Genomic DNA, 25,737 nt, shown 5'->3' with positions numbered 1-25,737 from the left:
GCCGGATGTCATCAACGACGCGGCGGATTCGAGTAAATATCCTGGCCCACTTCGTTGATCTGGCGGCGCAGGTCGCGGCGCTCGTCGGGCGTCATGCGGCCCGTGCGGCGTGAGGCGTCCGCGCCCTCGTTGGCGCGGCGCTGCTCTTCGGCGCGGGTGTCGAAACTGCGTGCGTCACGCTGTTCGCGCAGTCGCGTATCATTGCTATTGCTGCGCTGTACCTGTTCATACCGCTGGGCCTGCATTTGCTGCTGGTCGTCACGGCGTGGCGGCGGCTGGTTTTGCGCCAGCGCCAGGCTGGCGGCAAACACGGAACAAACGGCAAATGCGGACAGCACAGTCGTACGTGCGGCAATAGCTGCGCTGGGAGCGGCGTGAATTTTTTTAGTAAAGATATTCATTGAGTTCCTCTTCCGCGATGCCGTATAAACTAAAGCTGATTTCCACTGTGGCCCCAGTGTATGATGCTTTACACGGTGCAGTAAGAGTAATTGGGTAAAGTTTGTAACACTTTGTAATGGGTCGCCACAGCCCCTTGCCGACGCCGCGCGAGGCGTTACTATAGCAACTAATATAAGATAACACGACACCCTAAATGACCACAACCTCCACTACCGGCAGCAATACAACAACGCAATCGATCCATGGCCACCAGGCAAAAATCATGGTGGTCGATGACGATGTGCGCCTGCGCGACCTGCTGCGGCGCTACCTGACCGAACAGGGCTTCAATGTCTTCACGGCAGAGAGCGCGACGGCCATGAACAAGCTGTGGCTGCGCGAACGCTACGACTTGCTGGTGCTCGACCTGATGCTGCCCGGCGAAGACGGCCTGTCGATCTGCCGCCGCCTGCGCGGCGCGGGCGACCAGACGCCGATCATCATGCTGACGGCCAAGGGCGAGGACGTGGACCGCATCGTGGGCCTGGAAATGGGCGCCGACGACTACCTGCCGAAACCGTTCAATCCGCGCGAGCTGGTGGCCCGCATCGGCGCCGTGCTGCGCCGCAAGGGTCCCGATGAAATCCCGGGCGCGCCGTCGGAAACGCCGCAAACCTTCGAGTTCGGCGACTTCGTGCTGGACCTGGGCACGCGCACCTTGAAAAAGAACGGCGAAACGGTGCCGCTGACCACGGGCGAATTTTCCGTATTGAAAGTGTTTGCCCGCCATGCGCGCCAGCCGCTGTCGCGCGAAAAACTGATGGAACTGGCGCGCGGACGCGAATACGAAGTGTTCGACCGCAGCCTGGACGTGCAGATTTCGCGCCTGCGCAAACTGATCGAACCCGATCCGTCGAGCCCGCTCTTCATCCAGACCGTGTGGGGCCTCGGCTACGTCTTCATCCCGGACGGACAGCCGCGCTGATCGCTGGCGAGGCATGATGAAGCTTGTTCCCGATATCAGCCTGGCGCGGCTGAAAAGCGGCCTGTTCTGGCGCACCTTTTTGCTGCTCGGCACCTTGACCACGGTCAGCATGATCACCTGGATCGGCATGATTTCCGTCATCCAGCGCGAGCCGCAGGCGCAGCAGATTTCCGCCCAGATCATTTCCGTCGTCACCATCACGCATGCGGCACTGACGCACTCGGCGCCCGAGTTGCGCCGCGAGCTGCTGTTCGACCTCGTCAGCAACGAAGGCATCCGCATCTTCTCGCTGGAAGAGGACGACCGCATCGAGCCGCCGCCCGACAATTACCTGATGCCCGAGATCGAGGCGCTGGTGAAGGCCAAACTGGGCAAGGACACGCGCTTTTCCGCGCGCGTCAACGGCGTGGCCGGCTTCTGGGTCAGCTTCAAGATCGACGACGACGAATACTGGCTGATGCTGGACCGCGAGCGCCTGCGCGGCCTCACGGGCTTCCAGTGGCTGGGCTGGGCCAGCCTGGTATCGCTGCTGTCGCTGTTGGGCGCGGCCATCATTTCCAGCCTGATCAATCTGCCGCTGTCGCGTCTGACGGCGGCCGCGCGCGACATCGCCAAGGGCAAGCAGCCGGCGCCGCTGCCGGAAAAAGGGCCGATCGAAATCATCGAGGCGAACCGCAGCTTCAACCAGATGGTCGATGATCTGAAACAGGTGGAATCGGACCGCGCCGTGATTCTGGCCGGCATTTCGCACGACTTGCGCACGCCGCTGGCGCGCATGCAGCTGGAAGTGGAAATGGCCAACCTGTCGGACGAGGCGCGCGAAGGCATCCAGTCCGATATCGGGCAGATGGACGCCATCATCGGCCAGTTCCTCGACTACGCCAAGCCGACGGAAGCGTCGAGCTTTACCGACGTCGACCTCAGCGGTTTGCTCCACGATATGACGCGCGAAGCGATGCGCCTGTCGGACGTGAAGCTCAACGCCACTATCGCCGATGGCGCGCATGCGATGGGCAACCCCACCGACTTGCGCCGCGTGCTGAACAACCTGATCGAGAATGCGCGCCGCTATGGCAAGACGCCGGGCAGCGACGTGACGGAAATCGACATCGCCTGCCAGGTGCGCACCAGCCACGGCGCGAAAAAGGTCATCATCGAGGTACAGGACCACGGCACGGGCGTGCCGGCGGAAAAGATCGAGCAGCTGATGAAGCCGTTCACCCGCCTCGACACGGCGCGCGGACAAGCCAACGGCGCTGGCCTTGGCCTGGCCATCGTCGACCGCGTGCTGCTGCGCCACGGCGCCGAATTGCAGGTGCGCAACCGCGAAGGCGGCGGCCTGGCGTTTCAGATCAGCTTGCCGGCGGCATAAGCGGCGTAGGTCGGATTAGCGAGCCCTTGCCTCGCGTAATCCGACAACATTGTTGACCTGGGCCGCTGGTGGTGTCGGCTTACGCGCTTTGCGCTAAGCCGACCTACGCCGTCCGATGCAGGTTCCGGCACCAAGGCCGCCCGGCAGCCATCAAGCCGACGCCTGCTCCTGCGCCAACAATTTACTCATCAACAATTCCGTCGCCCCGTAGCCGTACAGGGAATCGCTTTCCATGCCCGGCGTGTCGAAGGGGATAGATTCCTCGCGGTTCAGCTTGGCAGGATCGGCGTCCGCATAGCTGGCGCGCCAGGCGCGCTGCAAGGATTCATTGCGGCGGATAAAGGCCGGCATGGGCCAGGCATCGCGCTCCCAGTGGAGGCTGTCGCCCAGCAGGGGCCAGCGTTCGTTGAGCAGGGCCATGTCGCCCGTGCGCAGGCGGCGCACGGCCTGTTCCGGCCGCAAGCCTTCCAGCTCTTCCAGTGTGGGCAAAGTGTCGCGCTTCGGCCCGAACATATACGCCAGCATGATGCGCCCGGCAGGCGCCCTGCGCGCCACCACGCCGACGGCATAACCGCCGCCCGGCAGGGGCACGGCAAACCAGCTGCCTTCTCGGTATGGTAATGATTTCATTTCTGCAGACTCCCCCAAAATCGTGTTCGGGGCACAGTCTACGCGAAGCAAAGGTTAAATGGCGCATGGTACGCCACAACAACAAACCAATAGTTACAATATTTTCTCGTCATAGTGATACTGGGCAACAATTGGCCCCGCCTTGAACAGCGCTTCCTTCATGGCCGTATCGAGGCGCGCGTCGCGGCGGCGCATCCATTCGAGCAGCATGGCCGCTTCCTTGCGGCTCGTGTCGCCCGCATGCGCCAGCACGCGGCGCAGTTCCGGGTCCGTGCACGCCTCGAAGCGCTGGCTGTTCAAGTCCAGCGCCTGCAGCGCGGCGATGGTGGCGCCGATGGCGCGGTGCATGTCGAGCGCGGTGGCCGGCAAGCCGGATTCTTCCAGTGGGACGGTGGTCATGCGCATTCCTTTTCGCGTGGTGGTGACATCGGCTGCATTCTCCACCGCGCCGACGAAAAGCTCAAGCGTCCACAACACGATTTCACCCGTTCGGCCATAATCATGCCTCAGCAACAGCCTACACCTCGGCAGCGGGAGCCCCATGTTCAATTTCGATTTTTACAATCCGACGCAAATCCTCTTCGGCCAGGGCCAGATCGCCGCCATCGCCGGCCTGATCCCGCCGCAGGCCCGAGTGCTCATGACGTATGGCGGCGGCAGCATCAAGCAGAACGGCGTCTACGATGAAGTCAAGGCGGCACTGGCCGGCCACACGGTACTGGAATTTGCCGGCATCGAACCCAATCCCAGCTATGAAACCCTGATGCAGGCCGTGGCCATGGTGAAAAGCGAGCGCATCGATTTCCTGCTGGCCGTCGGCGGCGGCTCCGTGGTCGATGGCACCAAGTTCATCGCCGCCGCCGCCCTGCATGAAGGCGAGGCATGGGACATCCTGGCCAAAGGCGGCAAGATCGTCGAGGCCGCCCTGCCCTTCGGCACGGTGCTCACCTTGCCGGCCACGGGTTCCGAAATGAATGGCTCGGCCGTGATCACGCGCAAGGCCACGCAGGAAAAGCGCTCGTTCATGAGCCGCAAGGTGTATCCGAAATTCTCCGTGCTGGACCCGTCGAAAACGTTCACCTTGCCGCTGCGCCAGGTGGGCAACGGCGTCGTCGATGCGTTCGCGCATGTGATGGAACAGTATTTGACCTATCCCGTGAACGCCTCCGTGCAGGACCGCTTCGCGGAAGGGATTTTATTGACCCTGATCGAGGAAGGCCCGAAAGCCCTGTCGCACCCGGACGACTACGACGTACGCGCCAACGTGATGTGGAGCGCCACCCTGGCCTTGAACGGCCTGATCGGCGTAGGCGTGCCGCAGGACTGGTCCACGCACGCCATCGGCCACGAATTGACGGCCCTGTACGAGCTCGACCATGCGCAGACCCTGGCCATCATCCTGCCCAGCATGCTGCGCGTGCGCAAGCAGGCCAAGCGCGCCAAGCTGCTGCAATACGCGGCCCGCGTGTGGGGCCTCGATGGCGGCGACGAGGACGGCCGCATCGAGGCGGCCATCGCGCGCACGGAATTCTTCTTCCGCCACATGGGCGTCAAGACGCGCCTGGCCGACTACGGTCTGAACCACGCGAGCGTGGACGCCGTCGTGTCCGCCCTGGAAGCGCACGGCATGACGACGCTGGGCGAACAGCGCGAAGTGACGCCCGCCGTCAGCCGCAAGGTGCTCGAACTCAGTTTGTAGATTCGCGTCACAGTGTTGTAAAACGGTCAGCCGGGTGGGACAGCTGGCCGTGCTTCATGCTAAGCTGTCAACCGCTAGGGGTCCTGGAGCAGTCATCCGGGTGAGAGATACCCTTCGTACCTGATCTGGATAATGCCAGCGAAGGAAAGCGCAAAGTACCTCCCTCCTTTGATAGCTCCTGCGTTGGCGCCAGCCGAACAAGCAGCCTGCCGTGCTCTTTCCCGAGACGGCTTGAACCACGAGCACTCTATGTCCACACCGAATTTATCCGTTTCTGTATTGACCCTGGCCATCCTGCACGCGTTTGCCGCGCCTGCCCTGGCCGCAAATGACGCCGTCGAAGCCGCCGAGCCGCAGGCCCAGAATATGGCCGAAGTCGTCGTCACGGCCAGCAAGGCGCCGGCCGCCAAGCGCGCCTCCGTGGGCGGTTTCAGCGACGCGCCGCTGCTGCAGACGCCCGCGTCCGTCACCGTCATTTCGCAGAAAGACATGCAGGACTTGCAAATTCGCAACCTCAGCGATGCCGTCAAGCTCGACGCCAGCATCAACGATGCCTACAACGCCGTCGGCTATGCGGAACAGTTCACGATCCGCGGTTTCAAGCTCGACAACAATTCCAGCTACCGCAAGGATGGCGTGGCCATTCCTGGCGACACGCAAATTCCGCTGGAAAACAAGGAACGCATCGAAGTGCTGAAAGGCCTGGCCGGCTTGCAGGCGGGCGTGGCCGCGCCGGGCGGCGTGATCGACTTCATCGTCAAGCGCCCCATCGCCGCGCCGCTGCGCACGGTCACCGTGGAAGCGCGCGAGCGGGGCACCCTATACGGCGCCGTCGACCTGGGCGGCCGTCTGGAAGACACGCGCTTCGGCTACAGGGTCAACGTGGCGGCAGAACGCCTGCGCTCCTACATCAAGGGCGCGGACGGCAACCGCAAGTTCATTTCCGGCGCCTTCGACTGGCAGATTTCGCCGCAAGCCCTGCTGCAACTGGACGCCGACTACCAGGACAAGGCGCAGGCCACGGCGCCCGGCTTCCAGCTGCTGAACAATAAGACCTTGCCGACCGGTATCAGTGCCGACGCCATGCTCAACCTGCAGCCGTGGACGCGCCCCGTGGAAACCGTCACCAGCAATATCGGCCTGCGCTTCCAGTACGCGTTCAATGACGACTGGCACGCCACCGTGTCGGCCAACCAGCACTCGTTCAAGCGCGACGACTACACGGCCTTCCCGTATGGCTGCAGCGGACAGGACCTGTACCCCGGCTTCTGCGGCAATGGCGATTACGACGTGTATGACTACCGCAGCCTGGGCGAGACGAAAAAGCCGCTGAGCGCGCAAGCCATGATCCAGGGCAAGTTCGCCACCGGCTCCCTGCGCCACGACTTCACGGCCGGCGTCTCGACCTTCCGCCGCAAGGACCGCGCCGGCCTGTACGTGTACGACTGGGTGGGCGTGAGCAACATCTACCAGCCGCAGATCGTCGGCACGTCGCCCGGCGTCACTGGCCCCGTGCGGCTGGTGCGCAAGGATACGGAAAACTCCGTCTTCGTGCAGGATATCGTCAGCCTGGCGCCGAACTGGAAACTGCATGGCGGCTTGCGCCATATCAATGTCGATGGCTACCAGTACGTGCTGAAGGCCGACACGGAAATCCGCGCCAAGCACGATTTCCTGCTGCCGAATGTATCGCTCGTCTACACCCCGCTCGACAATGTGTCCGTGTATGCGGCCTATTCGCAGGGCATGGAACATGGCGGCACGGCCGACCGCAAGGCGATGAATGCCAATGAAGAACTGTCACCGAGCCGCTCGAAGCAGATCGAACTCGGCGCCAAGATGGATGTGACGCCGGACTTCATGCTGGCGGCCAGCCTGTTCCAGATCCGCAAAGGCCTGGAATTCCAGAACACGGCCGGCTACTTCGTGCGCGAAGGCCAGGCCCAGCACCGCGGCCTGGAATTGTCGGCCCAGGGCAAGGCAAGCGCCAACCTGAGCCTGGGCGCTTCCGTGACGGCCCTGAACAGCCAGCAGTCGGGCACGGGCAATGCGGACCTCGACGGCAAGCGCGTGCCCAACGTGCCCGCCTTCAAGGCGGCCGTGCATGCGGACTACGCCGTGCAGCAAGTGGCGGGCCTGAGCGTCAATGGCAGCTGGGAATATGCGGGCAAGAAAGCATTTGAGTACAACAACACGACCTTCGTGCCGTCCTACCACGTGTTCAACCTGGGCGCCGCTTACGCCACGCGCATCGCCGGCACGCGCGCCGTGCTGCGCGCCGCCGTCAACAACGTGGCCGACAAGTTCTACTGGCGCGACGTGACGCCGGAATCGGACGGCTATCTGTATCCGGGCGCCAGCCGCACGTTCAAGGTGTCGGCGCAGTTCGATTTTTAATTGAGGGAAATGGCAGGCGCTGCAGCAAGCGCCTGTTGCAGCAAGGGCGCCGCCTGTTCCAGGCGCGCGTCCAGGCTGTCGTGCAGCACGTGATAGGCGATGCCACGCGCGTCGAGCTCGTCGAGCAGGTAGCGGTAGATCAGCTGGCGCACTGCTTCGGACTCGCGCTGCAAGCCGTCCGCCACCCACGGGCTGTCGGGCGCCGTCACCAGGGTCAGGTCGTACCGCGTGGCATCGGCCAGCGCCGCCAGTTGCGCGTCGGCACCGTGAAAATAATGGCGGCTGTAGACCGCCGTCATCAAGGGCGTCGTGTCGCAGAACAGGAAGTTGCGCGCCTGTGCGGCCGCGGCCGCTTCGCGTTCAACTTGCGTACGCGCAATCCCATACTGGTCTTCCGCCACAGGCACCCTGCCCTGCGTGGCGACGAATTCACGTAAATACTCAGGCACCCAGACGGTGCCGTAGCGCTCGGCCAGCGCGGCCGCCAGGGTCGACTTGCCCGACGATTCCGCGCCCAGGATGGCCACGCGCACGCAGCGGCCCATCACTTGAGGACCATTGCATCGGGCGCGGCCGGCGCCGCTTTTTTCCACGCCAGCAAGCCGATCGTGGCCATGACGACAAACACGGCATACAGGATGGCCGTCAGGGTCAGGTCCTTGTGCAGGTACAGCCACACGTACAGCACGTCGACGACGATCCAGACGATCCAGTTTTCCAGCTTCTTGCGCGACAGCAGGAATTGCCCCACCAGGCTGCCTGCCGTGAGGAAACCGTCCGCGTGAGGCACGTCCGTGTCGGTCGAGGTCAGCAGCCAGGCCAGCAGCACAAAGCCCGCCAGCCACGCCAGGGCGCTGCCCAGCCAGCCGCGCATGCCCAGCCGCGTGACGGGCAGGGTCTTGCCGCCGCTGGCCGGATGCAGCCACTGGTACCAGCCCCAGAACGAGACGCTGATGAACAGCAATTGCAAGGCCATGTCGCCATACAGGCGCGATTCGAAAAACACGAAACCGTAGGCGGCCGAGGAAATGATGGCGAACAGCCACGCCCAGTGATTCTGGCGGATGTTCAGCGCAACGGTTGTCAGTGCCAGGACAAAGGAAATCAGTTCAAGCGGCGTGGTGGCAAAACCCAGCAGGAGAAGCGTATCGTTCATGGGAATCGTGATGAGGCTGGTGGTGCAGTATGCAATACCGGCCATGAATAAGCAAGATTGCCCTTGCCGTCCGCCCCTCCCTGCCTCAGGCGAAGCCTGCCCTGGCGGCGCGCGCCAGCGAATGCCGCACGATCAGCTTGTGAAACGGGCGGATCAGCATGATATAGGCACGCCCCACCCGGTTATGGCAATGCACGACGCTGGAGACGGTCACGCTGCCATGGCGGCCCGCGTCGCGGTTGCGCAGCACCGACAGGCGGAAATCGAGGTGGCTGTCATCCTCGCCCAGGATGATCTCGTCGTCGCTGACGGCATAGATGCGGAAGATGCCGATGCGCTTGCCGGGCCGCGCTTCCATCTGTTTTGCCGTCCGGATGCCGAAACGCGCCACGATGGCGTCGCGCAGTACCATCAGCTTGCGCGCCCAGCCCGGCTGCTTGCCCAGCAGCTGGCGCGCCAGGCTCTGCATGTCCATCTGGCGCGCCTGCGCGGTGGGCAAATCGACGGCGTACGCGTCGGCCAGGTTGCTGCCGGGATACAGCGGGGCGATGCTGGCGCCTGGCGGCAAGTCCACGGTGCGGACGGCAATGTTCATCTCATGCATGTGCTCTCCATGTTTTCAGTGATAACATGCCCATCATACACGACAATGTGAACAGCGATAACATCGAATGACAACAACGAGCACCTACCATCACGGCAACTTGCGCGACACCCTGGTCGCCACCGTCATCGCGCAACTGGCGCAGCAGCATGACGCCGCCCTCTCGCTGCGCGAACTGGCGCGCACGGTGGGCGTCTCGGTCGCCGCCGTGTACCGCCACTTCCCCAGCAAGGAAGCCTTGCTGGCCGAGGTGGCGGCGGCCGGCTTCGCCAGCCTGATACAGAAATGGGAAACGCAGCTGCCGCCGCCGGGCAGCTTGCCCGCCGAACAGCGCTTTCAATTGCTGGGCCAGCAATACATCGAATTCGCCCTGGCCGCGCCAGCCCACTACCGGCTGATGTTCGAGCACCAGGACGTGCGCCAGTTCCCCGCCCTGCAGGAAGCGGCGCAAGCGTGCTTTCAATATGTGCTGCAGACGGCAGGCGCGGCCGTGCGCGAAGCGGGCCTCGATGCGCGCTGGGACAAGGCCGCCGCCAGCGCCGGCTGGTCCTTGGGCCATGGCTACGTGATGCTGCTGCTCAGTGGCCGCCTGGCCATGGCGGACGGCGACGACGCGCTGTCGCCGGCCATGGTGCCGCGCTTTTTTCAATTGCCGGTCGAGGCGCTGCGGCAGGCGCCGTCAGGAGCTTTTGACTCATGCACAACATCTCGATAGACACGCTCTCCGTAATCGCCAGGCAATGCCTTGCCGTCACGTGCCTGCAACGCTTTTGCCGGCGCTTTGATGTGGATCATCCTGCCCTGTCCGCGTTCGCCGCTCACGTGTGGAAAGTGGCGCAGCTCGCGCCTGGGGATTTTGCTGCCTGGGAACGGGGCTTTGCGTCCCTGGCTATGACGGGCATGGGCGATCCCTGGCCGGAAGACGTGCGCGCGGCACTGCCGGGGCACCTGCTGGGCACGCTGGAAGCACTGGCGCAGCATGTGCTGGAAACGAGCGCCTGTACCTGGCATGGCGATGACCTTGCGGCCAGCAGGCGCCAGCTGGAAGCCGTCCTTGATATCTGTGCCAGGCATGACGTCGCCGTGCCGCAGCTTGGGCACTATGCGCAGCACGATGCGGCGCTGCGCGGCGGCTGGGGGCCGGCGCTCACGGACGAAGAAGTCAGGGCGTGGCAAGCCCTGATATAGCGCTCACGCCAGAAAGTCTTGGCGCACCTGATCGAGCAGGCGCTCCTCTTCATCCGTATCGGCATCGACTTGCGTGACCACGGTCCAGAACGGCGCGCACGTCTTGATCTGCTCGAAAGCACGGCTCGTTTCCAGCCGCACCATGGTTTTCCTGAGGCTGTGCAGATAGCCTTCCTCGATGGCGCAGAGCAGCTCGTCATCGGCAGCGTCGATCAGCTCGCTTAAAGCATCTTCGATCCTTGCGTAGCCCTCCTCCCACAATTGCCCGATTTCCGGCACGTCGGCTTCCATGCACTCGTTCGACCAGTCCGGAGGATAGTAATCGCGCGCCCTGTTACCGGGATCGGTGTCAAAGCTCAGCGAAATGGAGGGGAACGATACGGCATTGAAGGCAAAGGCTGAAAATGCCTGATCCTTGAAAGCGGACGCGCCCAGCAGCGCCAGCGAGGCATTGGCCAGCCTGAACCAGGTTGCTTCAACGTCATAGGCTGTTTCAAACGCGTGCCAATCCGGCGGTAAATCGGGAGTCTGGGGCATGGGAACCTGTCGAAAAAGAATAGCGGTGGATAGTGCGCGGAATTATACGTGGCGCAGCCCATGCGGCAGGCCGTGGCGCGTGCACAGTGCGAGCGATGCCGGGACGGCAAACCGGCGGGACGCTGCGCCTAGCCGGCAGCCAGAAAGTACGGTTTTTGTAACTGCGAGGCGTCGCTTGGCTGCGGGGTAGCTGGTGGTGGGCTGATGCCCTTGGCGGCATGCAGCAAGGTATCCCTGTCGCCATTCCAGGGCGGCAGATCGGCGGGCGGGAGCGGCAAGACCTTGTCCAGATTAGGAAAGCGCGCATTGGGATTGAATCCCAGTTCACGATTAAGTACCGCATAACGTTCGCCGCGAGCCTTGTCCACATATGGCGCTAGCATATCGGCAAGATCAAAAGGTGAACCAAATTCAATTGCCAATGCGCTCGCGCACTCGGCGCAGCCAAACTTGACTCCCTCATGCAATACATTTAGAGCACGCTGTTTGGTTGTAGGAGTTCGATCGCCAATCTCATCGCCATTCGCAGCTCTTGGTATTGCATACAAATAGTGCAGGTTAAACGCAGCAGGCCCGTATCCTTGAGAAAGCGCACATGCCATCATTTTTATCGCTACAGGAATATTGGCCCAATATCCTGGAATCGCACCATCTCTTCCCGCTCTTAATTTCTCTCCTAAAAATGCCATCGCCTGAGGATTTCCCATGACAGCAGCCTTTTGCCAGAATGCATAGGCGCGAGTGATGTCGCCGTCAACGCCGGTGCTATTCGCATAATAAGTCCCCATCCGGTCATAGGCCGCCGGTATGCCCAGCCGCATCGCCTTTTCCACCAGTTGTACCGCCTCTTCCTCACCATATACAGGATCGCGCCCTTCCACATACAGGCTGGCCAGATTGAGCATCGCCTTCCAGTGCAATCGCTCTGCCGCCTGACGCGTCAGATCAACGATTTTTTTGTAATCGCGGTCTTCCACGAAAATTTCAGGATCTTCCAAAGCGCGTGCTTCGAGAAACCAGTCCTCGGCTTGCGCATCGATGGGCGGCACCTTGCTCGCCTCGGTTTCACAGATAAAATCCGCGACATGGGGATTGAAGAGGGGCAGACTCTGGTTCCGTGGCAGGACTTTGTCGTTAGGCATTTTGCAGGCAAGCAGGCAGCACAAGACAATCAGCGATGCAAAGCGTCCTCTTGTGGCAGCCATGCTGGATTGATTGCTATCCATTGCCTTATCCAAGATCAGGAAGGGACGCATCCATCAAATGCCACCTCACGTCGCCATCTGGCAAGTCCAGCAGCCAGTCGCGGCGCGGTCGCGGGAACGGCGCGCCCTGGTTCAGCCACGCCTGGCGCCAGTACTGGTTGACGATGGCCTGCAGCGGATGGTCGGCCGCCACCCACGGTTGCCAGACGCCGCTGACCGGACAGGCTTGGCCGCAAGCGCAGCTCAACAAAGGCTCGGGCCGCGCCACCTCGCGCAGCAAACCCTGCACCGTGCGCGGTTCCACGGCGCCATGGTTGTGCCGTATCGTCAGGCACTGCTCCCACGTCACGGGGCCATAACGACTGTTTCCGTCAGCATCGAGCACGCTGAAATGGCGGAACGCTTCGCCTTCACTGAACAGCCGGGCCGGTTCCGTCAAATCCTGCCCAGCGGCCGGTTGCCAGTATGCGGAAAACGGCGCAGTCGGTGCGTCGCTGTGCAAGCCGGTGGGACGCAGCGCATAGTCGGCGGCCAGGAAATATGGTTTTTGTAACAGCGAGGCGGCGCTTGGCTGCGGGGTGGCTGGCGGCGAGCGGACGCCCATGGCCGCGTCAAGCAGGCTCTTTCGTTGACCATCCCAGGGCGGCAGATCGGCTGGTGGCAATGGCAAGATTTTATCGAGGTTGGGAAAGCGGCGATTGGGGTTGAAGCCGAGGGCACGACTAAGTACGCCGTAACGTTCCGCTCGCGCTTTATCAATGTACGGAACCAGCATATTTGCAAGATCAAACGGATCGCCGAATTCAATCGTGAGTTTGTTTGCGCATTTCTCGCAGCCCAGCCTTACTCCGGTATGTAATACTTGCAAGGCACGCTCTTTGGTTTCAGTTGTTCTTTCCCCATCAGACGTGCCGTCAGGCGTTCTTAATACAACATATAAATAAGATAAATCATATGCGGATGGGCCATATCCCTGCCCCAGTGCACACTCCATCATCTTGATTGCCACAGGAATATTCCCCCACATTTCAGCACCCGGATAATCCTTCCCCGCAGTGAGTTTTTCTCCTAAAAAACCCAGCGCTTGGGGGTTACCCATCTGCGCCGCCTTTTGCCAAAAGGCATAGGCACGCGTGATGTCGCCGTTAACGCCCGTGCCATTCGCGTAATACGTCCCCATCCGGTCATAGGCGGCAGGTATGCCCAGGCGCATCGCCTTTTCCACCAGTTGCACCGCGTCTTCCTCACCATATACAGGATCGCGCCCTTCCACATACAGGCTGGCCAGATTGAGCATCGCCTTCCAGTGCAATCGCTCTGCCGCCTGACGCGTCAGATCAACGATTTTTTTGTAATCGCGGTCTTCCACGAAAATTTCAGGATCTTCCAAAGCGCGTGCTTCGAGAAACCAGTCCTCGGCTTGCGCATCGATGGGCGGCACCTTGCTCGCCTCGGTTTCACAGATAAAGTCCGCGACATGGGGATTAAAAAGTGGCAGGCTTTGGTTGCGTGGCAGGACTTTGTCGTTAGGCATTTTGCAAGCAATCAAAGGAACAAAGAAAAGAACTGCCAACGCAAAAAATGGCAGGCGAAAGAAGACAGTATTTTTTTTACTCATGATCAGCCTAGGCGTATGGTGGAGCTGCGTTTGTCTTCCAATGGCAGCAGGAAACCGGTCATTTTCTTTAAAAGTGCATTTTCAGATTTATCCCATTTTTTCTTGCGATTTGCGCCCATCAGCTCCACCCACTTCCGATAAGCATCCACAATCTCCGCCTTCGTCCCCTCCCCGCCATCAACCAATCCCCCGCTATGCATGCGCCACACCCGCTTGCGCAAATCGCGGGCCACGCGGTGGTCGTCGGTGGCGATATTGATCTCGCTGTCGACGGCCATGCTGCGCTGGTTCAGGTTAGCGCTGCCCAGCGTCATGAACACGTCGTCGACCAGCATCAATTTGGAATGGATGTAGATTTCACGGTAGCGCCAGCGGTCCTTGTCAAACGCGCTGACATTGAGCATGGCCACCGATACCTTCAGCCCGAATTCGCTTTCGAGTGTCATCACGCCGGGTTTGTTGATGCCGTTGGCATGCTGCACCACGTCGGGCAACTTGACTTCCACCTCGTTGGTGATGCCGAATCCGCCTCTGACATGCCGGGTTTTCGGCTGCTTGTTGTAGTCGTCGATCATGGTGTTTTGCCCCGTCATGCCAGCCTGCTGCCCCAGTGTCGCCAGCGTGTCGTGGGTGCGCGGCACCATCTGCGCGCGCTCCGGCACGGGAATGACGATGAATACGTGCATGACCGGCATGTCTTCAAGACTCTTGCCCGCCTTGACACTGCCGGCCTTCCACGCGGCGACCACCTTCTTGCGCTCGGCCAGCAAGTGCCGGGCCCATTCTTCATACTGGAAATACTGGTTTTCCACGTACAGGTAGCCGGCCGCCAGGCTGGCCTGGGTCACGGCGCGAAAATAGGTTTCCTTGATCGTCTTGTCCTGCTCCTCGGGCTGCGTCAGGACGATCTGCACGGTGGAGTCATCCGGCCCGGCCTTGCGCAACAGCCGCGCCGGCGGGCTGCCACATGGCAACTCCCGGCTAACACAGTCGGTGGAAGCCGAACGCGTGCGGTCGTTGATCGCGCGATCCCACGCCTTCACGAAATTGTTGTAGAGCGCGATCAGCGCACGGCCGCCGTCGATGCGGCAGGCGTAATCCTGATAGGGCTTCAAGGTGGCGAACCCGCCGTCCTCGGCCACTCCCTGCACACACTCGCGCCGCTCGTTGACGCCGCCCTGTTCGCGGCGCGTATCGTCGAGCAGATGGGCCGTCGTGTCCCAATAATCGGTCACCGAGTTCAGGCCCATCACATAACCGACGGCCTTGGCCCCTTCTTCGTGGTCGAAATCGATCAAGACCGGTTTCTGGTGATGCGTACCCAGGTATTGCATGCCGGGCTTTTCGATTTCCCCCATCGTCAAGCCGTGCGGCTGGTTTATTTCGGTCGCGATACTCTTGCTGATCGCGGCGCTGTCGCCGTGCCGCAAACGAATCTCCAGCCCCCCGAACAGGCCCTTGAAAGCGGCCGTATACCAGCTGTAACAATATTCTTGACGCGCCATCATCGGAATAGACTCAGGCCGGAGGTATTCGCCCCAATAACCGTTGCCTAAAATATGTTTCTTTTTTTTGACAGCATCGTGCAACATCGCCAGGCTGGCTTTTGCGCTGATGTCATCAAAGCGTTGTCCATCGGCTTTCCATGATGAGGCGTCATGCGAATAGCCCGGCATATTGCGCACCATCGGCGAACCGATACGGTCATACCAGATCAGCAGGCGCACCCTGACGTGACGCCGTGCGGCGGCGATCAGCAAGTCGCCAAACGTTTCACCGCGCGGCCAGGTGGCGCTGTTGCCGCGCACCAGTTCCATGCCCGGGTCGAAACCCCAGCAGCACAGGTCGATCGAATGTTTAGCCTTGGCGATCTCGCCGGCGATGTCGGCGAACCCTTCCTGTCCGCAAATGAACAGTGTCAGCTTGTTGTTGTGCGTAATCGGATGAGTGGCCTTGCCCTTCAGGTTGCGGTTTTCCAGCAGCCACTGGAGCGAACTGGTCGCAGTCCGTCCGACTTCGTCGATATGGGTGGTTTCGATGCGGCCGCTCGACTCCGGCATGGCGCTCTCCAGTCAGTGTCGTGAATCATTGAACCCAGCGGCTGTCGCTGGTGTCGTCGAACGCGCGCAAGCCGCGGTTCGACAGCGTGTGTTCGCCGCCCGGCGCCGCGGCCGGGTCGAAGCGTGTGCTCGCCTGCAATGAAAACTCTTCGCCATTGCCAAGGACGACACGGTAGCGCGGCGTGCCGTCCTGATGCGCGATCAGGATGCGGCCGAATTCGTCGGTCAAGCCGCGTTCGACTTCGGCTTCCCCGTTGTACAGCGTGTACGGCACATTGGCGTACTGGCCGCCATCCGCATGGGCCTGTATCGTATGCTGCAATTGCCCCGCTACCGGCGCGACGGGCGGTTCCAGCTCCGGCTGCGGCCGGTTCTTTGGCGCCAAGGTTTCCAGGTTTCCATGGAACAGCGTCGGCGACGCGGTAAAAAACTGTACCTTGTCGCTAATTTCAAGCATGCAATTGGCGCCATGCAGACGCACGCCTTTGCGGCCGCGAATATGCACCCAGTCGGTCTGACTGATCAATTCCAGCACCTTGTGAGCAACGATATCGACCGCATCGGTTTGCGCCGCGATCTGCACCGGGCCGGCTGCGGCGATCAGTTTCATGCCCGCCTTGTGGACGAACAGGCGGAACGCCGCGCCGATGCTGGCGAACAGGCCGCCGCCGGCCGCCAGCGACAGGTCGCGCCCGGTCGTCAGCGCCGTGTGCTCGGCGCTGGCGATATGCGTCGATTGCGCGCTCGTCGTTTCGATACCGGCCGGACTGGCCAGCACCAGATGCGGCTTGGATAGTTCGGGAAATGCGCTTTCGCCACTGCCGGCACCGCCCTTGATCCCGGCATGCTGGTCATTGAGCACATCGGCGGCGGCGCCCTGCTGGGCGGCGCTTTCTTGCGCGCCGTAATGCTGCGCCAGGGCGGCAAGCGCCTTGTGCCGTTCAGCAGCCTCGGCCAGCCGGCGCAAGGTTTCATCCATGCTCTTGATATGCGAGGCGGCGCCAGGGCGCGCTTCGGTGGTCAGCAACATGCCGCGGCCGGCCCGCGCCACGCCCCAGGCGTCTGACGCCAGTTCCCAGCCCTCGCCACGCGCATCCTTGCGCCCGCTGGCGTCTTCGATGCGGCTGATGCAGCCGAGCGACAATTGGCTGTGCTGATGATCGCTTTTCAGTTGCGCCTGGATGCGCTGGTGCGTGTCGTCGAGCACCAACTGATTACCGCGCACGCCGCAGCCGCCGCCAGGCATCAGCTCGGCGCTGCGCCAGCCGCCCAGCATGCGTTGCCCCGGCAAATTCCACGGCGGCGCATGGTTGCCGTTGTACACTGCGCCGACGATGACGGGACGGTCGATATTGCCGTCGAGAAATTGGATCAGCACTTCCTGGCCGATGCGCGGCAGCGCGATCTGGCCAAACGCCTGGCCCGCCCATGGCGTCATGACCCGGATCCATGGCGAACTGCCCGCGTCGAACTTGCCCAGCCGGTCCCAGTGGAATTGCACCTTCACCCGGCCCAGCCCGTCGGTATGGATGGTTTCGCCTGCCGGCCCGGTGACGATCGCCGTCTGCACGCCGGGCAACGCGCAAGGCCTGCTGTTGAAGTGCCGCCCCGGATACCAGCGGATGCTCTTGCGGATGCAGTTAAACCGGTTTTCATAATGCGACTTCGCGCCCGTGCCTGCCTGGTAATTGTTGCTGGCGATATGATCGACGGACAGGATCAGGTATTCGCGCGCGCCGATGTCCGGGCGCGCCTCCTCACCTCTGGCCGGCATGGATTGCTGGGCGCTGAAGTGTCCGCCCAGCGTGAAACTGCGCCCGGCCTGGGCGCAGCGGTGATTGCCGCCAGCTTCGAAGTATTGCGCCTGGCAGTTCTGCTCCTCCAGGCGGCGTTGCGCCAGCGCTTCGCCGTCGCCCATGCCGGCATAGCCATAGCCGGTGTTTTGATACAGTTCATGGGCAAACACGTCGCCCTGCTCGTGCAGCGCATAGGCGCTGGCGCGGCTGGCATACGGATGCTTGTAGTTGAAGCTGGCCAGCGTGAGCGAGCCTGAAGCGATCTTGCGTATTGCCTGCCAATCGCGTATGCCGTCGCGCTCCAGCGAGCCCGCGCCGCTGCGATACACCATCTCGTCGGCTTCGCTGGCATGGCCGTCGCCTGGATCGATGCTGTCGCTCAGCCAGGTATTGTCGCCCAAACACAGCGTATGACCGTCGGCGCGATGTTCATACCAGTAATGGATACCCTGGTCTTCCCAGCGCCGGTGCAGATGGTTGTAATCGGTTTCATTATGCTGGTTGGCGCAGCTTAAAATTGCTTTTTCCTCATGCAGCCGGTTTTGCCAGTCGCGCTGCACATAATGATCGAAGGTCGTTTCGCTGATGTCGATGACCGTGCGCTCGTGGAACGAGACGTTGTCCATGCGCAGCCTGGACAACGCCAGCCAGGGTTGCAGCACCATCTGGTAGAACGCGAAACCGCCATCGCTGCGCAACAGGCGAAATTCGCCGACATAACCATTAAAATAGCGCAAGCTGCCATCATCGCGCACCAGCGAAATCGTGACCATGCGTCCCATCATCGCCGTCAGGGGGACGTGGAGATTGTCGGACAGCAGTTCGACGTCGAAGCGGAAGTCGCGCGACATTTCCTCGTGTGCCCGCAAGCTGTTGACCAGCAGCGCGGTATCGGGCGGACCGTCCTCGCGCGGAAAATCCATGCGCAGCAAGCGGCTGTCCTGGACTCGCCTGTCCGCCCCGAAAAGCCGCGCCAGATCGGCTGCCAGCTCGCCATCATCCATGTTGCCTCCATCCCATAGTTTCCCTGGTCCATGCTAACCATGGTGGACGCTGGCATATTGATGGAACTCAAACCAGTTGCCCATACGCAAAAAAGCCGCATCGGCCCTGGGGCGGATGCGGCTTTGTACCAGCGCTTGCTAAAACTGATTACTTCGCGGCTTTGACTGCTTTCGGATACTTGATGGTCATTTCCTGCAGCAAGTTATCCGCGTGGTCCACTTCCTTCATCACCCACAGCATGTAGCGGATGTCGAGGTGGATGGCGCGCGTGATGGCCGTGTCGAAGTACCAGTCCTTGGTGATCGATTCATACGTCGAATCGAAGTTCAGGCCGATCAGTTCGCCGCGCTTGTTCATCACGGCCGAGCCGGAATTGCCGCCCGTGGTGTCCGCGCTGGTGAGGAAGTTGACCGGCACGGTACCCAGCACCGGGTCGCGGAACTGGCCGTAGCGTTTTTGCTTGACGGCATCGATCAAGCCTTGCGGCGCTTCGAACGGGGCCTTGCCCGTGACTTTCTCGACGATGCCTTCCACGGTCGTGAACGGCCCCTTGGTGATGCCGTCGCGCGGCGAGTACGGCAAGACCGTGCCGTAGGTCACGCGCAGGGTCGAGTTGGCGTCAGGATAGACCGGCTTGCCTTGTGATTTCTTCCACGCAATCACGGCTTGCATGTATTGCGGAATCACGCGTTCCAGGTTGCCGTCGATTTCCTTGCGGCGCTCTTCCAGCGCCAGTTCCACCGGATACAGCTTGACGGCCAGCTGCATGAAAGCGTCGTCGGACTGGGCAACGGCAGCCTGGTCCTTGTCCAGCCAGGCCAGGCGCTTGGCCGTGTCAGCCAGTTGCGTCTGCTGGTACAGGGCCGCCACGGCCGCTGGGGCCGGCAGCAGCGCGTCCAGGCCTTGCGGATGGCTCTTCGCCGCCAGCTGCGCGTAACGCTTCAGGCCCGCTTCAAAGCGCGCCTGGTCGACCTTGTTGACATACGACTGTTCCAAACGGGCCAGACGGGCCTTGATGAAGGCCAGGTCGCGCTGCTGGAAGCCCGATTCGCGCTCGGCGTCCGGCTTCTGGCGCTCTTGCGACAGGCGGTAGACGGTGCGCGCGCTTTTCAGCAGGTCGCTGTTGGTGGCCACCGTCCAGGCGAACTCCTCTTCGCTCAAGGCCATGTCGCTGGCGATCGCCGCGTCCAGTTCGGCCAGCAGGGTGGCCGACACGTTCGGCTGTTTCGCGTACCAGGCGCGGAACTCGGCATCCTGCCCATCCTTGATGGCGGCGATGTCCTTGCGGGCGAAACCGTCGAGCAAGCCCTGGGTTTTCTTCAGCACGTTGTTGATGCTTTTCACCACGCTCGCATAGCGCACGGCGGCGGCCGCATCGCCCTGCGTGGCGGCGGCCATCACGGCCAGGTCGGCTTGCAGTTCGGATACTTTCAGGGGGAAGGCCGTATCGCGCGCGAAGCGGATTTCCGCCGGCAGCTTGTAGCGGCTGGTGCGGCCGGGGTAGCCCGCCAGCAAGATGCCGTCGCCGGCCTTCAAGCCTTCGGCCGACACCACCAGGAAGTCCTTCGACTTGTAGGGCACGTTGTCGGGCGACGGGTCGGCCGGACGGCCATCCTTGCCCACGTAGGCGCGCAGGAACGAGTAGTCGCCCGTGTGGCGCGGCCATTCGTAGTTGTCGGTGTCGCCGCCGAAGTTGCCGATCTTGTCCGATGGCGCATACACGAGGCGCACGTCGCGTATCATCATCTGGCGGATGCGGTAGTACTCGAGGCCGCGGTGGAAGGCAGGCACGGAGCAGCGGTACATCTTGTCCGTCTCGCATTCGGCGATCAGGTCCTTGATGCGCTTTTCCACGGCTTCGTGGCGCGCGCGGCCGCTCATGTTGGCCGTCAAGCCTTTCAGCACGCGCTCGCTGACGTTTTCCACCTTGTCCGTCACATACACGAGGCTGTTCGGACCGCCCGGCAGCTCGCTGGCGCGCGTCTTGGCCAGAAAGCCGTCGGTGATGTAATTGTGTTCCGGCGTGGAATTGCGCTGCACGGCGCTGTAGGCGCAATGGTGGTTCGTCACCACCAGGCCCGCGTCGGAGACGAAAGCGGCCGAGCAGCCGCCCAGCGACACGATGGCGCTCATCGGGTGCTTGCTCAGGTCGGCGAGTTTTTCTGCAGGAATGTCGATGCCGACCCGTTTGAGCTCGGCTTTCAGCTGTGGCAGCTGGTGTGGTTGCCACTGCCCTTCGTCGGCGTGTGCGCCGGCGAACGCGCCCAACAAGGCGACTGGTAAAACGATTGTTTTGAACAAGATATGCCCCTCCGTAAATAGCAGGCGAAAGTATAGCCTGTCCAAGGGACCTGAGTCGGCAAAAATCAAACCATTGCAATTTCTGTATCAGGCGGCAGGCTGCCTCACTCCCTGCAGGGGAATCTGCAGGGCCAGGCGGCAGCCGGCGCCCGATGCGGGCAAGCCCACCTCGAAGTGCCCGCCCAGCGCCGTCACCCGCTCGGCAATGCCGATCAGGCCAAAACACTGCTTCTTGCGCTGCTGCTGCGGCGTGATGCCGATGCCGTTGTCGCTGATGGTCACGTACACGGCGCAGGCATCCGAACTGAGCTCGATCTCGACCTGGCTGGCCTGGGCATGGCGCATGACGTTGCTGAGCGCTTCCTGCACGATGCGGAACAGCACGATCTCGGCCTGGCTGCCGATGGCGGCAAACAGCGCCTCGTCGCGTATCAGCAGGCGGCAGGCGACGCCGCTGCGCTTGCGGAAGTCGCCCACCTGCCATTCGATGGCGGCCTGCAAACCCAGGTCCAGCGCCATCGGGCGCAGTTCGTTGATGATGCCGCGCACGCTCTTGATGGTCGTGTCGACGTTGCTGAGCACGGCGCCGACGCGGCCGTGCAAGCGCGGATGGGAACCCTCGGTGCGGGCGCTGAGCATGGAGATATCGATGCGCAGCGCCAGCAGGTTTTGCCCCAGTTCATCGTGGATATCGCGCGAAATGCGCTTGCGCTCGTCTTCCTTGGCCGTTTCCAGGTGCAGGGCAAGCTGGCGCAGCTGCGCGTGCGACTGGCGCAAAGCGCCATCCATCAGCTTGCGTTCCGTAATGTCCGTGTGCGCCACCACCACGCGCAACGGCCCTTCGCCGAGGAAACGGCTGATCCGGGCCTGCGACCAGCGGGGCCCCGAGCGCGTGGCAAACTCGTATTCGAGCGCAAACGTGTCGGCAGTACCGGCAATGACGGAGCGGATGCCGGCGGCCAGCTCGCGTCCGGCGCTGCGCTGCCAGCGCGGGTCGGTCTCGCAAAATTCCAGGTAGTTCAGCGGCCGCGGGATTTGCCCGACGAAGGCCAGGCACGCCTGGTTCGCATGCACGATGCTGCCCGCCTGGTCCAGCACCAGCACGCGGTCCGTCAGCGAATCGATGGTGGCGTGAAAGAAGCGCTCGGCATCGCGCAAGGCTTCCTGCGCCCGCTCGCGCTGGTGCACTTCCAGCTGCAGGTGCTGGTTGGCCCGCAGCAGTTCGGCCGTGCGGTCGATGACCCGCTGGTCCAGCTCGCGGTGCAGTTCGCGCAGGTCCGCCTCGGCCAGCTTGCGTTCGGTGATATCGGAAAACACGCCGACAAAATGGCTGATGGCGCCATCGGCCGTGCGCATGGGCGTGATCGACAGCGATTCGACGAAGCGCTCGCCATTCTTGCGCCGGTTCACCAGTTCGCCATACCAGCTGCCTTCCTCGTGCAGGCTGCGCCACATGGTTTCATAGAAATGCGGCAAATGCGTGCCGCCGCCGAGGAAGGACGGATCGCGCCCGATGGCTTCCTCGGCCTGGTAGCCGGTGATGGTGGTGAAGGCGGGGTTGACGGAAATGATGCGGTTGGCGCTGTCCGTCACCAGCACGCCTTCGCGGATACTGTCGAGGATGACGAAGGCGCGCCGCAAGGCCGATTCGCGCGCATGCTCATCGCCCAGGTCCGTCACCAGCATGCGCGCCGTGGCGCTGTCCGCGTCGAAATTGGCTTCGATGCGCACCATGCCGCCCATGCCGCCCGCCTCGCCTTCGAACAGTTGCGCCTCGAGCACCTGGCGCGCGCCGCAGGTAAAGACGGTGTCGAGGAAGCGGCGGAAGCCGCCCTGCGCCTGGGGCGCGACGAATTGCTCGAAGCGCCGCCCCAGCAGCTGGTTCTTGTCGCGCTGCAGCAAGCCGCAGGCGGCCACGTTGACACGCGTGATCACGCCCTCGCGCGCCAGCGAGAAGTAGCTGACGGGCGCCTGTTCATACAGCTGCGCATAACGGTCGCGGCTGCTTTCATATTCATTCTTCAGCTGCTCGAGCTCGGCCAGGGCCGCGTTCTGCATTTCCAGCTCGATCTGGCTGACCTGCAACTCATGCAGCTGGCGTATCACCTCTTCATTCGACTGCGGCACGGGCTGACGCTGCTGCGCCGCCAGTTGTTCGGCCTGCTCCCGCAATCGGGCCGGCACGCTCTCCTCGTCGAATGGTTCGCTCATGAGGCGCTCTCCCCTGCTTTCCCGTCTGCCGCGACGCCGGACTGGATCTGGCGCAGCTGGGCTTCCAGCAGCTTCGATTCCGTGATGTTGATGAAGGTCACGACCACGCCATCGATCACGTTTTCGATCGTGCGGTACGGCATGATACGCACGTTGTACCAGCGCCCGTTCTTGGTCGGTACTTGCCGTTCGCAAAACACCAGGCTGCGGATCACTTCGAGCGCATCGTCTTCCAGGCCCGGATAATCGAGGTCGTTGACGATGTCGCTGAGCGGGCGGCGCAAGTCCGTCTGGATCAATTTGTAGATTTGCGTGGCCGGCGCCGTGAAGCGGCGGATGCGCAAATCGCTGTCGAGGAAGATGGTGGCGATATCGGTGCTGTTGAGCAAGTTTTTCATGTCGCTATTGACGAGCGACAAATCATCGACTTTCGATTGCAGCTCGGCATTGACCGTGTACAACTCCTCGTTGAGCGACTGCATCTCTTCCTTCGAGGTGGTCAATTCCTCGTTCGTCGACTGCAGCTCTTCATTGGTCGACTGCAATTCTTCGTTGGCCGATTTCAATTCCTCGCGCGAGGTCTGCATTTCATCGCGCACGGCCTGGATTTCATTGCGCGCCTGCGCCAGCTGCTGTTCCAGCTCCAGCACCTTGGGGTTAGGCGAACGGCCGCGCCGCGCCTCGGCCACCAGAGGCGCACTGGAAAACGTGACAAACACCATGCCGCGCAGGGATTCGGGCTGGCTCAGGGCTTCGGCGCTCAGGTCCACGCCCAGCGATTGCCCCAGGTGGTCCTTGACGACCAGGCCCTTCAGGCGTACCACGCTTTCGCTTTGCAGCGCCTGCTTGATCAGGCTGGCCAGCTCGTAACGCAAGCCTTCGCGCGCCATGGCATGGATATTCCAGTTGGCCTTGCCGGCCGCCGGTTCCAGGAAGGCGCCCGTGCGGCCGTTGATGTAAAGAATGTCGCCATCCTGGTTCAGCAGCGCGGCGGCCGGCGAATATTTCTGGAGCAATAATTGCTCGACATGGGCTTGAATCTTTCCAGTCATGCTGACTTCTCTCGTGTCGCTAGGTGTGGGGGGGGATGCCAACGATACCTTGGTGGGAAAATACGTGGGCAGGCGCTGGCGCGCCAGATTGTCGAGGCGGCGGTACAGCCGGGTCGACGTGGTCAGCGGCGAAAACAGCTCGGAAAAATGACCGGGCGTATCGGCGCTGCCCAGCAGTAAAATCCCATCGCGGTTCAAGGCGTAATGAAACAGGGGAATGAGGCGCTGCTGCAGCTTGGCATTCAGATAGATCAACAGGTTGCGGCAGCACAGGATGTCGAGCTTGGTGAACGGCGGGTCCGAAATGATGTTTTGCTGGGCGAAGATGATCGTGTTGCGGATCTCTTTCTTCACATGGTAGCCGTGCTTGTCATTGACAAAGAAACGCTCCAGCCGCTCGGCAGATACGTCGCTGATGATGCTGTGCGGAAAGCGCCCCTGGCGCGCGCGGTCGATGGCATCGGCCGACAGATCGGTGGCGAAGATCTGCAGGCTGTATTTCGACGGCGGGTTGATGCCGGCCACCACTTCATGGAACACCATGGCCAGCGAATACGCTTCCTCGCCCGTGGAACAGGCGGGCACCCAGGCCTTGAAGGCGCGCCCGTCCGGGTGGGCCGCCAGCATTTGCGGCAAGACCACCATCTTCAGGTATTCCCACACTTTCGGATCGCGGAAAAAGCTCGTCACGCCGATCAACAATTCCTTGAACAGCAAGTCGATTTCCGCCGGATTCTCGCGCAGGTAGGGAACGTACTCTTCCATCGACGTCATTTGATACAAGCTCATGCGCCGCTCGATACGCCGCAGCACCGTGTTGATCTTGTAGTCGGTAAAACTGTTGCCCGTGTGCTCGGACAGCAGGGCGACGATTTCCTGCAGCGAATTGCGGCCGTTCGGCTCATGCCCCGGCAAGCTGAGGAAACTGCTGCGGAACAGATAGGTGATGATCTTGTCAGGCATCTTGTCGGGGAAATCGACGAGGTCCACCACTTCGGCGGCAATCGCGCTTTGCGGCATCATGTCGAACTTGGCCGTATCGGGATGCTGGGCCAGGGTCAGGCCGCCCGCCTGCTTGATCGCCTGCAAGCCGCGCGTGCCGTCGCTGCCCATGCCGGAAAAAATCACGCCGACGGCCAGTTCGCCCAGCTCGCTGGCCAGGCTTTCGAAAAAGGTATTGATGGGCAGGCGGTGTCCGCGCAGCTGCACCGGCTCGCTGAGCACGAAACGCCCCTTGGCCAGGCCCAAGTCGGCATTCGACGGGATCACATAGATATGATTGGGCCGCAACTCCGCCTGGTGCGTGATTTCCGTGACGGGAATGCTGGTGGCGCGCTGCAACAATTCCGGCAGCATGGCCTTTTGCGTGGGATCGAGGTGCTGGATCACCACATAGGCAATACCGCTTTCCTGCGGCACGTTCGCCAGGAAAGCGACGATGGGATCGAGCCCGCCGGCGGAAGCGCCGATGGCCACCACGGGAAAAACGATGGTGGCCACGTCGGGAACGGACATATTACTGTGTTTGCTGCGTGTCATC

20 protein-coding genes and 1 riboswitch are annotated in these 25,737 nt (G+C 62.1%); of the genes, 6 read left to right on the top strand and 14 right to left on the bottom strand.

Annotated elements, in window-relative coordinates; genetic code table 11:
* Window positions 1–11 precede the first annotated feature (11 nt).
* On the bottom strand, window positions 12–401 hold the full coding sequence (locus IGS60_RS14770) for a hypothetical protein (protein WP_070224012.1): 390 nt from the start codon (window positions 399–401) through the stop codon (window positions 12–14).
* A gap of 263 nt (window positions 402–664) precedes the next feature.
* Between IGS60_RS14770 and ompR the strand changes: the two genes are divergently transcribed.
* Both ompR and IGS60_RS14760 read left to right on the top strand, forming a co-directional pair.
* Window positions 665–1,366 (top strand): two-component system response regulator OmpR, encoded by a 702-nt coding sequence (ompR, locus tag IGS60_RS14765; RefSeq protein WP_223278807.1) that lies wholly within the window; start codon window positions 665–667, stop codon window positions 1,364–1,366.
* A gap of 13 nt (window positions 1,367–1,379) precedes the next feature.
* Window positions 1,380–2,738, top strand: coding sequence for a sensor histidine kinase (locus IGS60_RS14760; protein ID WP_099410924.1), 1,359 nt, complete (start codon window positions 1,380–1,382; stop codon window positions 2,736–2,738).
* A 150-nt stretch (window positions 2,739–2,888) separates the two neighbouring features.
* Here the strand turns inward: IGS60_RS14760 and IGS60_RS14755 are convergent, their stop codons facing one another.
* Complete coding sequence (locus IGS60_RS14755; protein ID WP_230505205.1) at window positions 2,889–3,368, bottom strand: Imm26 family immunity protein; 480 nt, start codon at window positions 3,366–3,368, stop codon at window positions 2,889–2,891.
* Window positions 3,369–3,461: 93 nt separating this feature from the next.
* Window positions 3,462–3,767 (bottom strand): hypothetical protein, encoded by a 306-nt coding sequence (locus IGS60_RS14750; protein ID WP_034750230.1) that lies wholly within the window; start codon window positions 3,765–3,767, stop codon window positions 3,462–3,464.
* Between the two features lie 142 nt (window positions 3,768–3,909).
* On the opposite strand from IGS60_RS14750, the gene IGS60_RS14745 reads away from it, so the two are divergent.
* Together IGS60_RS14745 and IGS60_RS14740 are read left to right on the top strand one after the other, a co-directional pair.
* Window positions 3,910–5,067, top strand: coding sequence for an iron-containing alcohol dehydrogenase (locus tag IGS60_RS14745; protein ID WP_230505203.1), 1,158 nt, complete (start codon window positions 3,910–3,912; stop codon window positions 5,065–5,067).
* A 66-nt stretch (window positions 5,068–5,133) separates the two neighbouring features.
* A riboswitch (TPP riboswitch) is annotated at window positions 5,134–5,231 on the top strand.
* Window positions 5,232–5,316: 85 nt separating this feature from the next.
* Window positions 5,317–7,464, top strand: a complete 2,148-nt coding sequence (locus tag IGS60_RS14740) for a TonB-dependent siderophore receptor (protein ID WP_230505202.1) — start codon at window positions 5,317–5,319, stop codon at window positions 7,462–7,464.
* Here IGS60_RS14740 and IGS60_RS14735 read toward each other — a convergent pair.
* The 3 genes from IGS60_RS14735 to IGS60_RS14725 all read right to left on the bottom strand — a co-directional run bounded on the left by IGS60_RS14735 (window position 7,461) and on the right by IGS60_RS14725 (window position 9,224).
* Window positions 7,461–8,009 (bottom strand): AAA family ATPase, encoded by a 549-nt coding sequence (locus tag IGS60_RS14735; protein WP_230505335.1) that lies wholly within the window; start codon window positions 8,007–8,009, stop codon window positions 7,461–7,463. The two genes, IGS60_RS14740 and IGS60_RS14735, sit on opposite strands and share 4 nt — an antisense overlap.
* Window positions 8,009–8,620, bottom strand: coding sequence for a nicotinamide riboside transporter PnuC (gene pnuC, locus IGS60_RS14730; protein ID WP_070224181.1), 612 nt, complete (start codon window positions 8,618–8,620; stop codon window positions 8,009–8,011). Before pnuC ends, IGS60_RS14735 begins: the two co-directional genes overlap by 1 nt.
* An 85-nt stretch (window positions 8,621–8,705) precedes the next feature.
* The gene (locus tag IGS60_RS14725) at window positions 8,706–9,224 is read right to left on the bottom strand and encodes a DUF2867 domain-containing protein (RefSeq protein WP_086139281.1); all 519 of its coding nucleotides are present in this window, start codon (window positions 9,222–9,224) and stop codon (window positions 8,706–8,708) included.
* Window positions 9,225–9,291: 67 nt separating this feature from the next.
* Here IGS60_RS14725 and IGS60_RS14720 point away from each other — a divergent pair, with 67 nt between their 5' ends.
* Both IGS60_RS14720 and IGS60_RS14715 read left to right on the top strand, forming a co-directional pair.
* Window positions 9,292–9,939, top strand: coding sequence for a TetR/AcrR family transcriptional regulator (locus IGS60_RS14720; protein WP_230505199.1), 648 nt, complete (start codon window positions 9,292–9,294; stop codon window positions 9,937–9,939).
* Window positions 9,921–10,412, top strand: a complete 492-nt coding sequence (locus IGS60_RS14715) for a hypothetical protein (protein ID WP_230505197.1) — start codon at window positions 9,921–9,923, stop codon at window positions 10,410–10,412. Before IGS60_RS14720 ends, IGS60_RS14715 begins: the two co-directional genes overlap by 19 nt.
* 3 nt (window positions 10,413–10,415) lie before the next feature.
* Here the strand turns inward: IGS60_RS14715 and IGS60_RS14710 are convergent, their stop codons facing one another.
* From IGS60_RS14710 to IGS60_RS14675, 8 genes are all read right to left on the bottom strand, one after another.
* Window positions 10,416–10,949 carry a hypothetical protein gene (locus IGS60_RS14710; RefSeq protein ID WP_230505195.1) on the bottom strand — a complete coding sequence of 178 codons (534 nt, stop codon included), beginning with the start codon at window positions 10,947–10,949 and terminating at the stop codon, window positions 10,416–10,418.
* A 128-nt stretch (window positions 10,950–11,077) separates the two neighbouring features.
* Window positions 11,078–12,175, bottom strand: a complete 1,098-nt coding sequence (locus tag IGS60_RS14705; RefSeq protein ID WP_230505193.1) for a tetratricopeptide repeat protein — start codon at window positions 12,173–12,175, stop codon at window positions 11,078–11,080.
* Window positions 12,176–12,179: 4 nt separating this feature from the next.
* On the bottom strand, window positions 12,180–13,772 hold the full coding sequence (locus IGS60_RS14700) for a tetratricopeptide repeat protein (protein WP_230505191.1): 1,593 nt from the start codon (window positions 13,770–13,772) through the stop codon (window positions 12,180–12,182).
* A gap of 2 nt (window positions 13,773–13,774) precedes the next feature.
* Window positions 13,775–15,832, bottom strand: a complete 2,058-nt coding sequence (locus IGS60_RS14695; RefSeq protein WP_230505189.1) for a phosphatidylserine/phosphatidylglycerophosphate/cardiolipin synthase family protein — start codon at window positions 15,830–15,832, stop codon at window positions 13,775–13,777.
* Window positions 15,833–15,857: 25 nt separating this feature from the next.
* Window positions 15,858–18,632 carry a type VI secretion system Vgr family protein gene (locus IGS60_RS14690; protein WP_230505187.1) on the bottom strand — a complete coding sequence of 925 codons (2,775 nt, stop codon included), beginning with the start codon at window positions 18,630–18,632 and terminating at the stop codon, window positions 15,858–15,860.
* A 148-nt stretch (window positions 18,633–18,780) separates the two neighbouring features.
* Entirely contained in the window at window positions 18,781–20,934 is a 2,154-nt protein-coding gene (locus tag IGS60_RS14685; RefSeq protein ID WP_230505185.1) for a S46 family peptidase, read from the bottom strand.
* A gap of 87 nt (window positions 20,935–21,021) precedes the next feature.
* Window positions 21,022–23,145 carry a PAS domain S-box protein gene (locus IGS60_RS14680; RefSeq protein WP_230505183.1) on the bottom strand — a complete coding sequence of 708 codons (2,124 nt, stop codon included), beginning with the start codon at window positions 23,143–23,145 and terminating at the stop codon, window positions 21,022–21,024.
* Window positions 23,142–25,712: a chemotaxis protein CheB gene (locus IGS60_RS14675; RefSeq protein ID WP_230505181.1), complete on the bottom strand. Its 2,571-nt coding sequence runs from the start codon at window positions 25,710–25,712 to the stop codon at window positions 23,142–23,144. Before IGS60_RS14675 ends, IGS60_RS14680 begins: the two co-directional genes overlap by 4 nt.
* Window positions 25,713–25,737: the final 25 nt, after the last annotated feature.

The sequence above is a fragment of the Janthinobacterium sp. FW305-128 genome, from assembly GCF_020858135.1.
In the GTDB taxonomy this organism is placed as follows: Bacteria; Pseudomonadota; Gammaproteobacteria; order Burkholderiales; family Burkholderiaceae_D; genus Janthinobacterium.
The sequence above is the reverse complement of the archived record's forward strand: the minus strand, read 5'-3'. Positions and strand labels throughout refer to the sequence as shown.

Coding starts and splice junctions, on each gene's coding strand:
- IGS60_RS14700 (WP_230505191.1), bottom strand. CDS start 13,772: ATGAGTAAAAAAAATACTGTCTTCTTTCGCCTGCCATTTTTTGCGTTG.
- IGS60_RS14710 (WP_230505195.1), bottom strand. CDS start 10,949: ATGCCCCAGACTCCCGATTTACCGCCGGATTGGCACGCGTTTGAAACA.
- IGS60_RS14735 (WP_230505335.1), bottom strand. CDS start 8,009: ATGGGCCGCTGCGTGCGCGTGGCCATCCTGGGCGCGGAATCGTCGGGC.
- IGS60_RS14695 (WP_230505189.1), bottom strand. CDS start 15,832: ATGCCGGAGTCGAGCGGCCGCATCGAAACCACCCATATCGACGAAGTC.
- IGS60_RS14770 (WP_070224012.1), bottom strand. CDS start 401: ATGAATATCTTTACTAAAAAAATTCACGCCGCTCCCAGCGCAGCTATT.
- IGS60_RS14755 (WP_230505205.1), bottom strand. CDS start 3,368: ATGAAATCATTACCATACCGAGAAGGCAGCTGGTTTGCCGTGCCCCTG.
- IGS60_RS14725 (WP_086139281.1), bottom strand. CDS start 9,224: ATGCATGAGATGAACATTGCCGTCCGCACCGTGGACTTGCCGCCAGGC.
- ompR (WP_223278807.1), top strand. CDS start 665: ATGGTGGTCGATGACGATGTGCGCCTGCGCGACCTGCTGCGGCGCTAC.
- IGS60_RS14705 (WP_230505193.1), bottom strand. CDS start 12,175: ATGGATAGCAATCAATCCAGCATGGCTGCCACAAGAGGACGCTTTGCA.
- pnuC (WP_070224181.1), bottom strand. CDS start 8,620: ATGAACGATACGCTTCTCCTGCTGGGTTTTGCCACCACGCCGCTTGAA.
- IGS60_RS14750 (WP_034750230.1), bottom strand. CDS start 3,767: ATGACCACCGTCCCACTGGAAGAATCCGGCTTGCCGGCCACCGCGCTC.
- IGS60_RS14715 (WP_230505197.1), top strand. CDS start 9,921: ATGCACAACATCTCGATAGACACGCTCTCCGTAATCGCCAGGCAATGC.
- IGS60_RS14690 (WP_230505187.1), bottom strand. CDS start 18,632: ATGGATGATGGCGAGCTGGCAGCCGATCTGGCGCGGCTTTTCGGGGCG.
- IGS60_RS14680 (WP_230505183.1), bottom strand. CDS start 23,145: ATGAGCGAACCATTCGACGAGGAGAGCGTGCCGGCCCGATTGCGGGAG.
- IGS60_RS14720 (WP_230505199.1), top strand. CDS start 9,292: ATGACAACAACGAGCACCTACCATCACGGCAACTTGCGCGACACCCTG.
- IGS60_RS14745 (WP_230505203.1), top strand. CDS start 3,910: ATGTTCAATTTCGATTTTTACAATCCGACGCAAATCCTCTTCGGCCAG.
- IGS60_RS14740 (WP_230505202.1), top strand. CDS start 5,317: ATGTCCACACCGAATTTATCCGTTTCTGTATTGACCCTGGCCATCCTG.
- IGS60_RS14760 (WP_099410924.1), top strand. CDS start 1,380: ATGATGAAGCTTGTTCCCGATATCAGCCTGGCGCGGCTGAAAAGCGGC.
- IGS60_RS14675 (WP_230505181.1), bottom strand. CDS start 25,712: ATGTCCGTTCCCGACGTGGCCACCATCGTTTTTCCCGTGGTGGCCATC.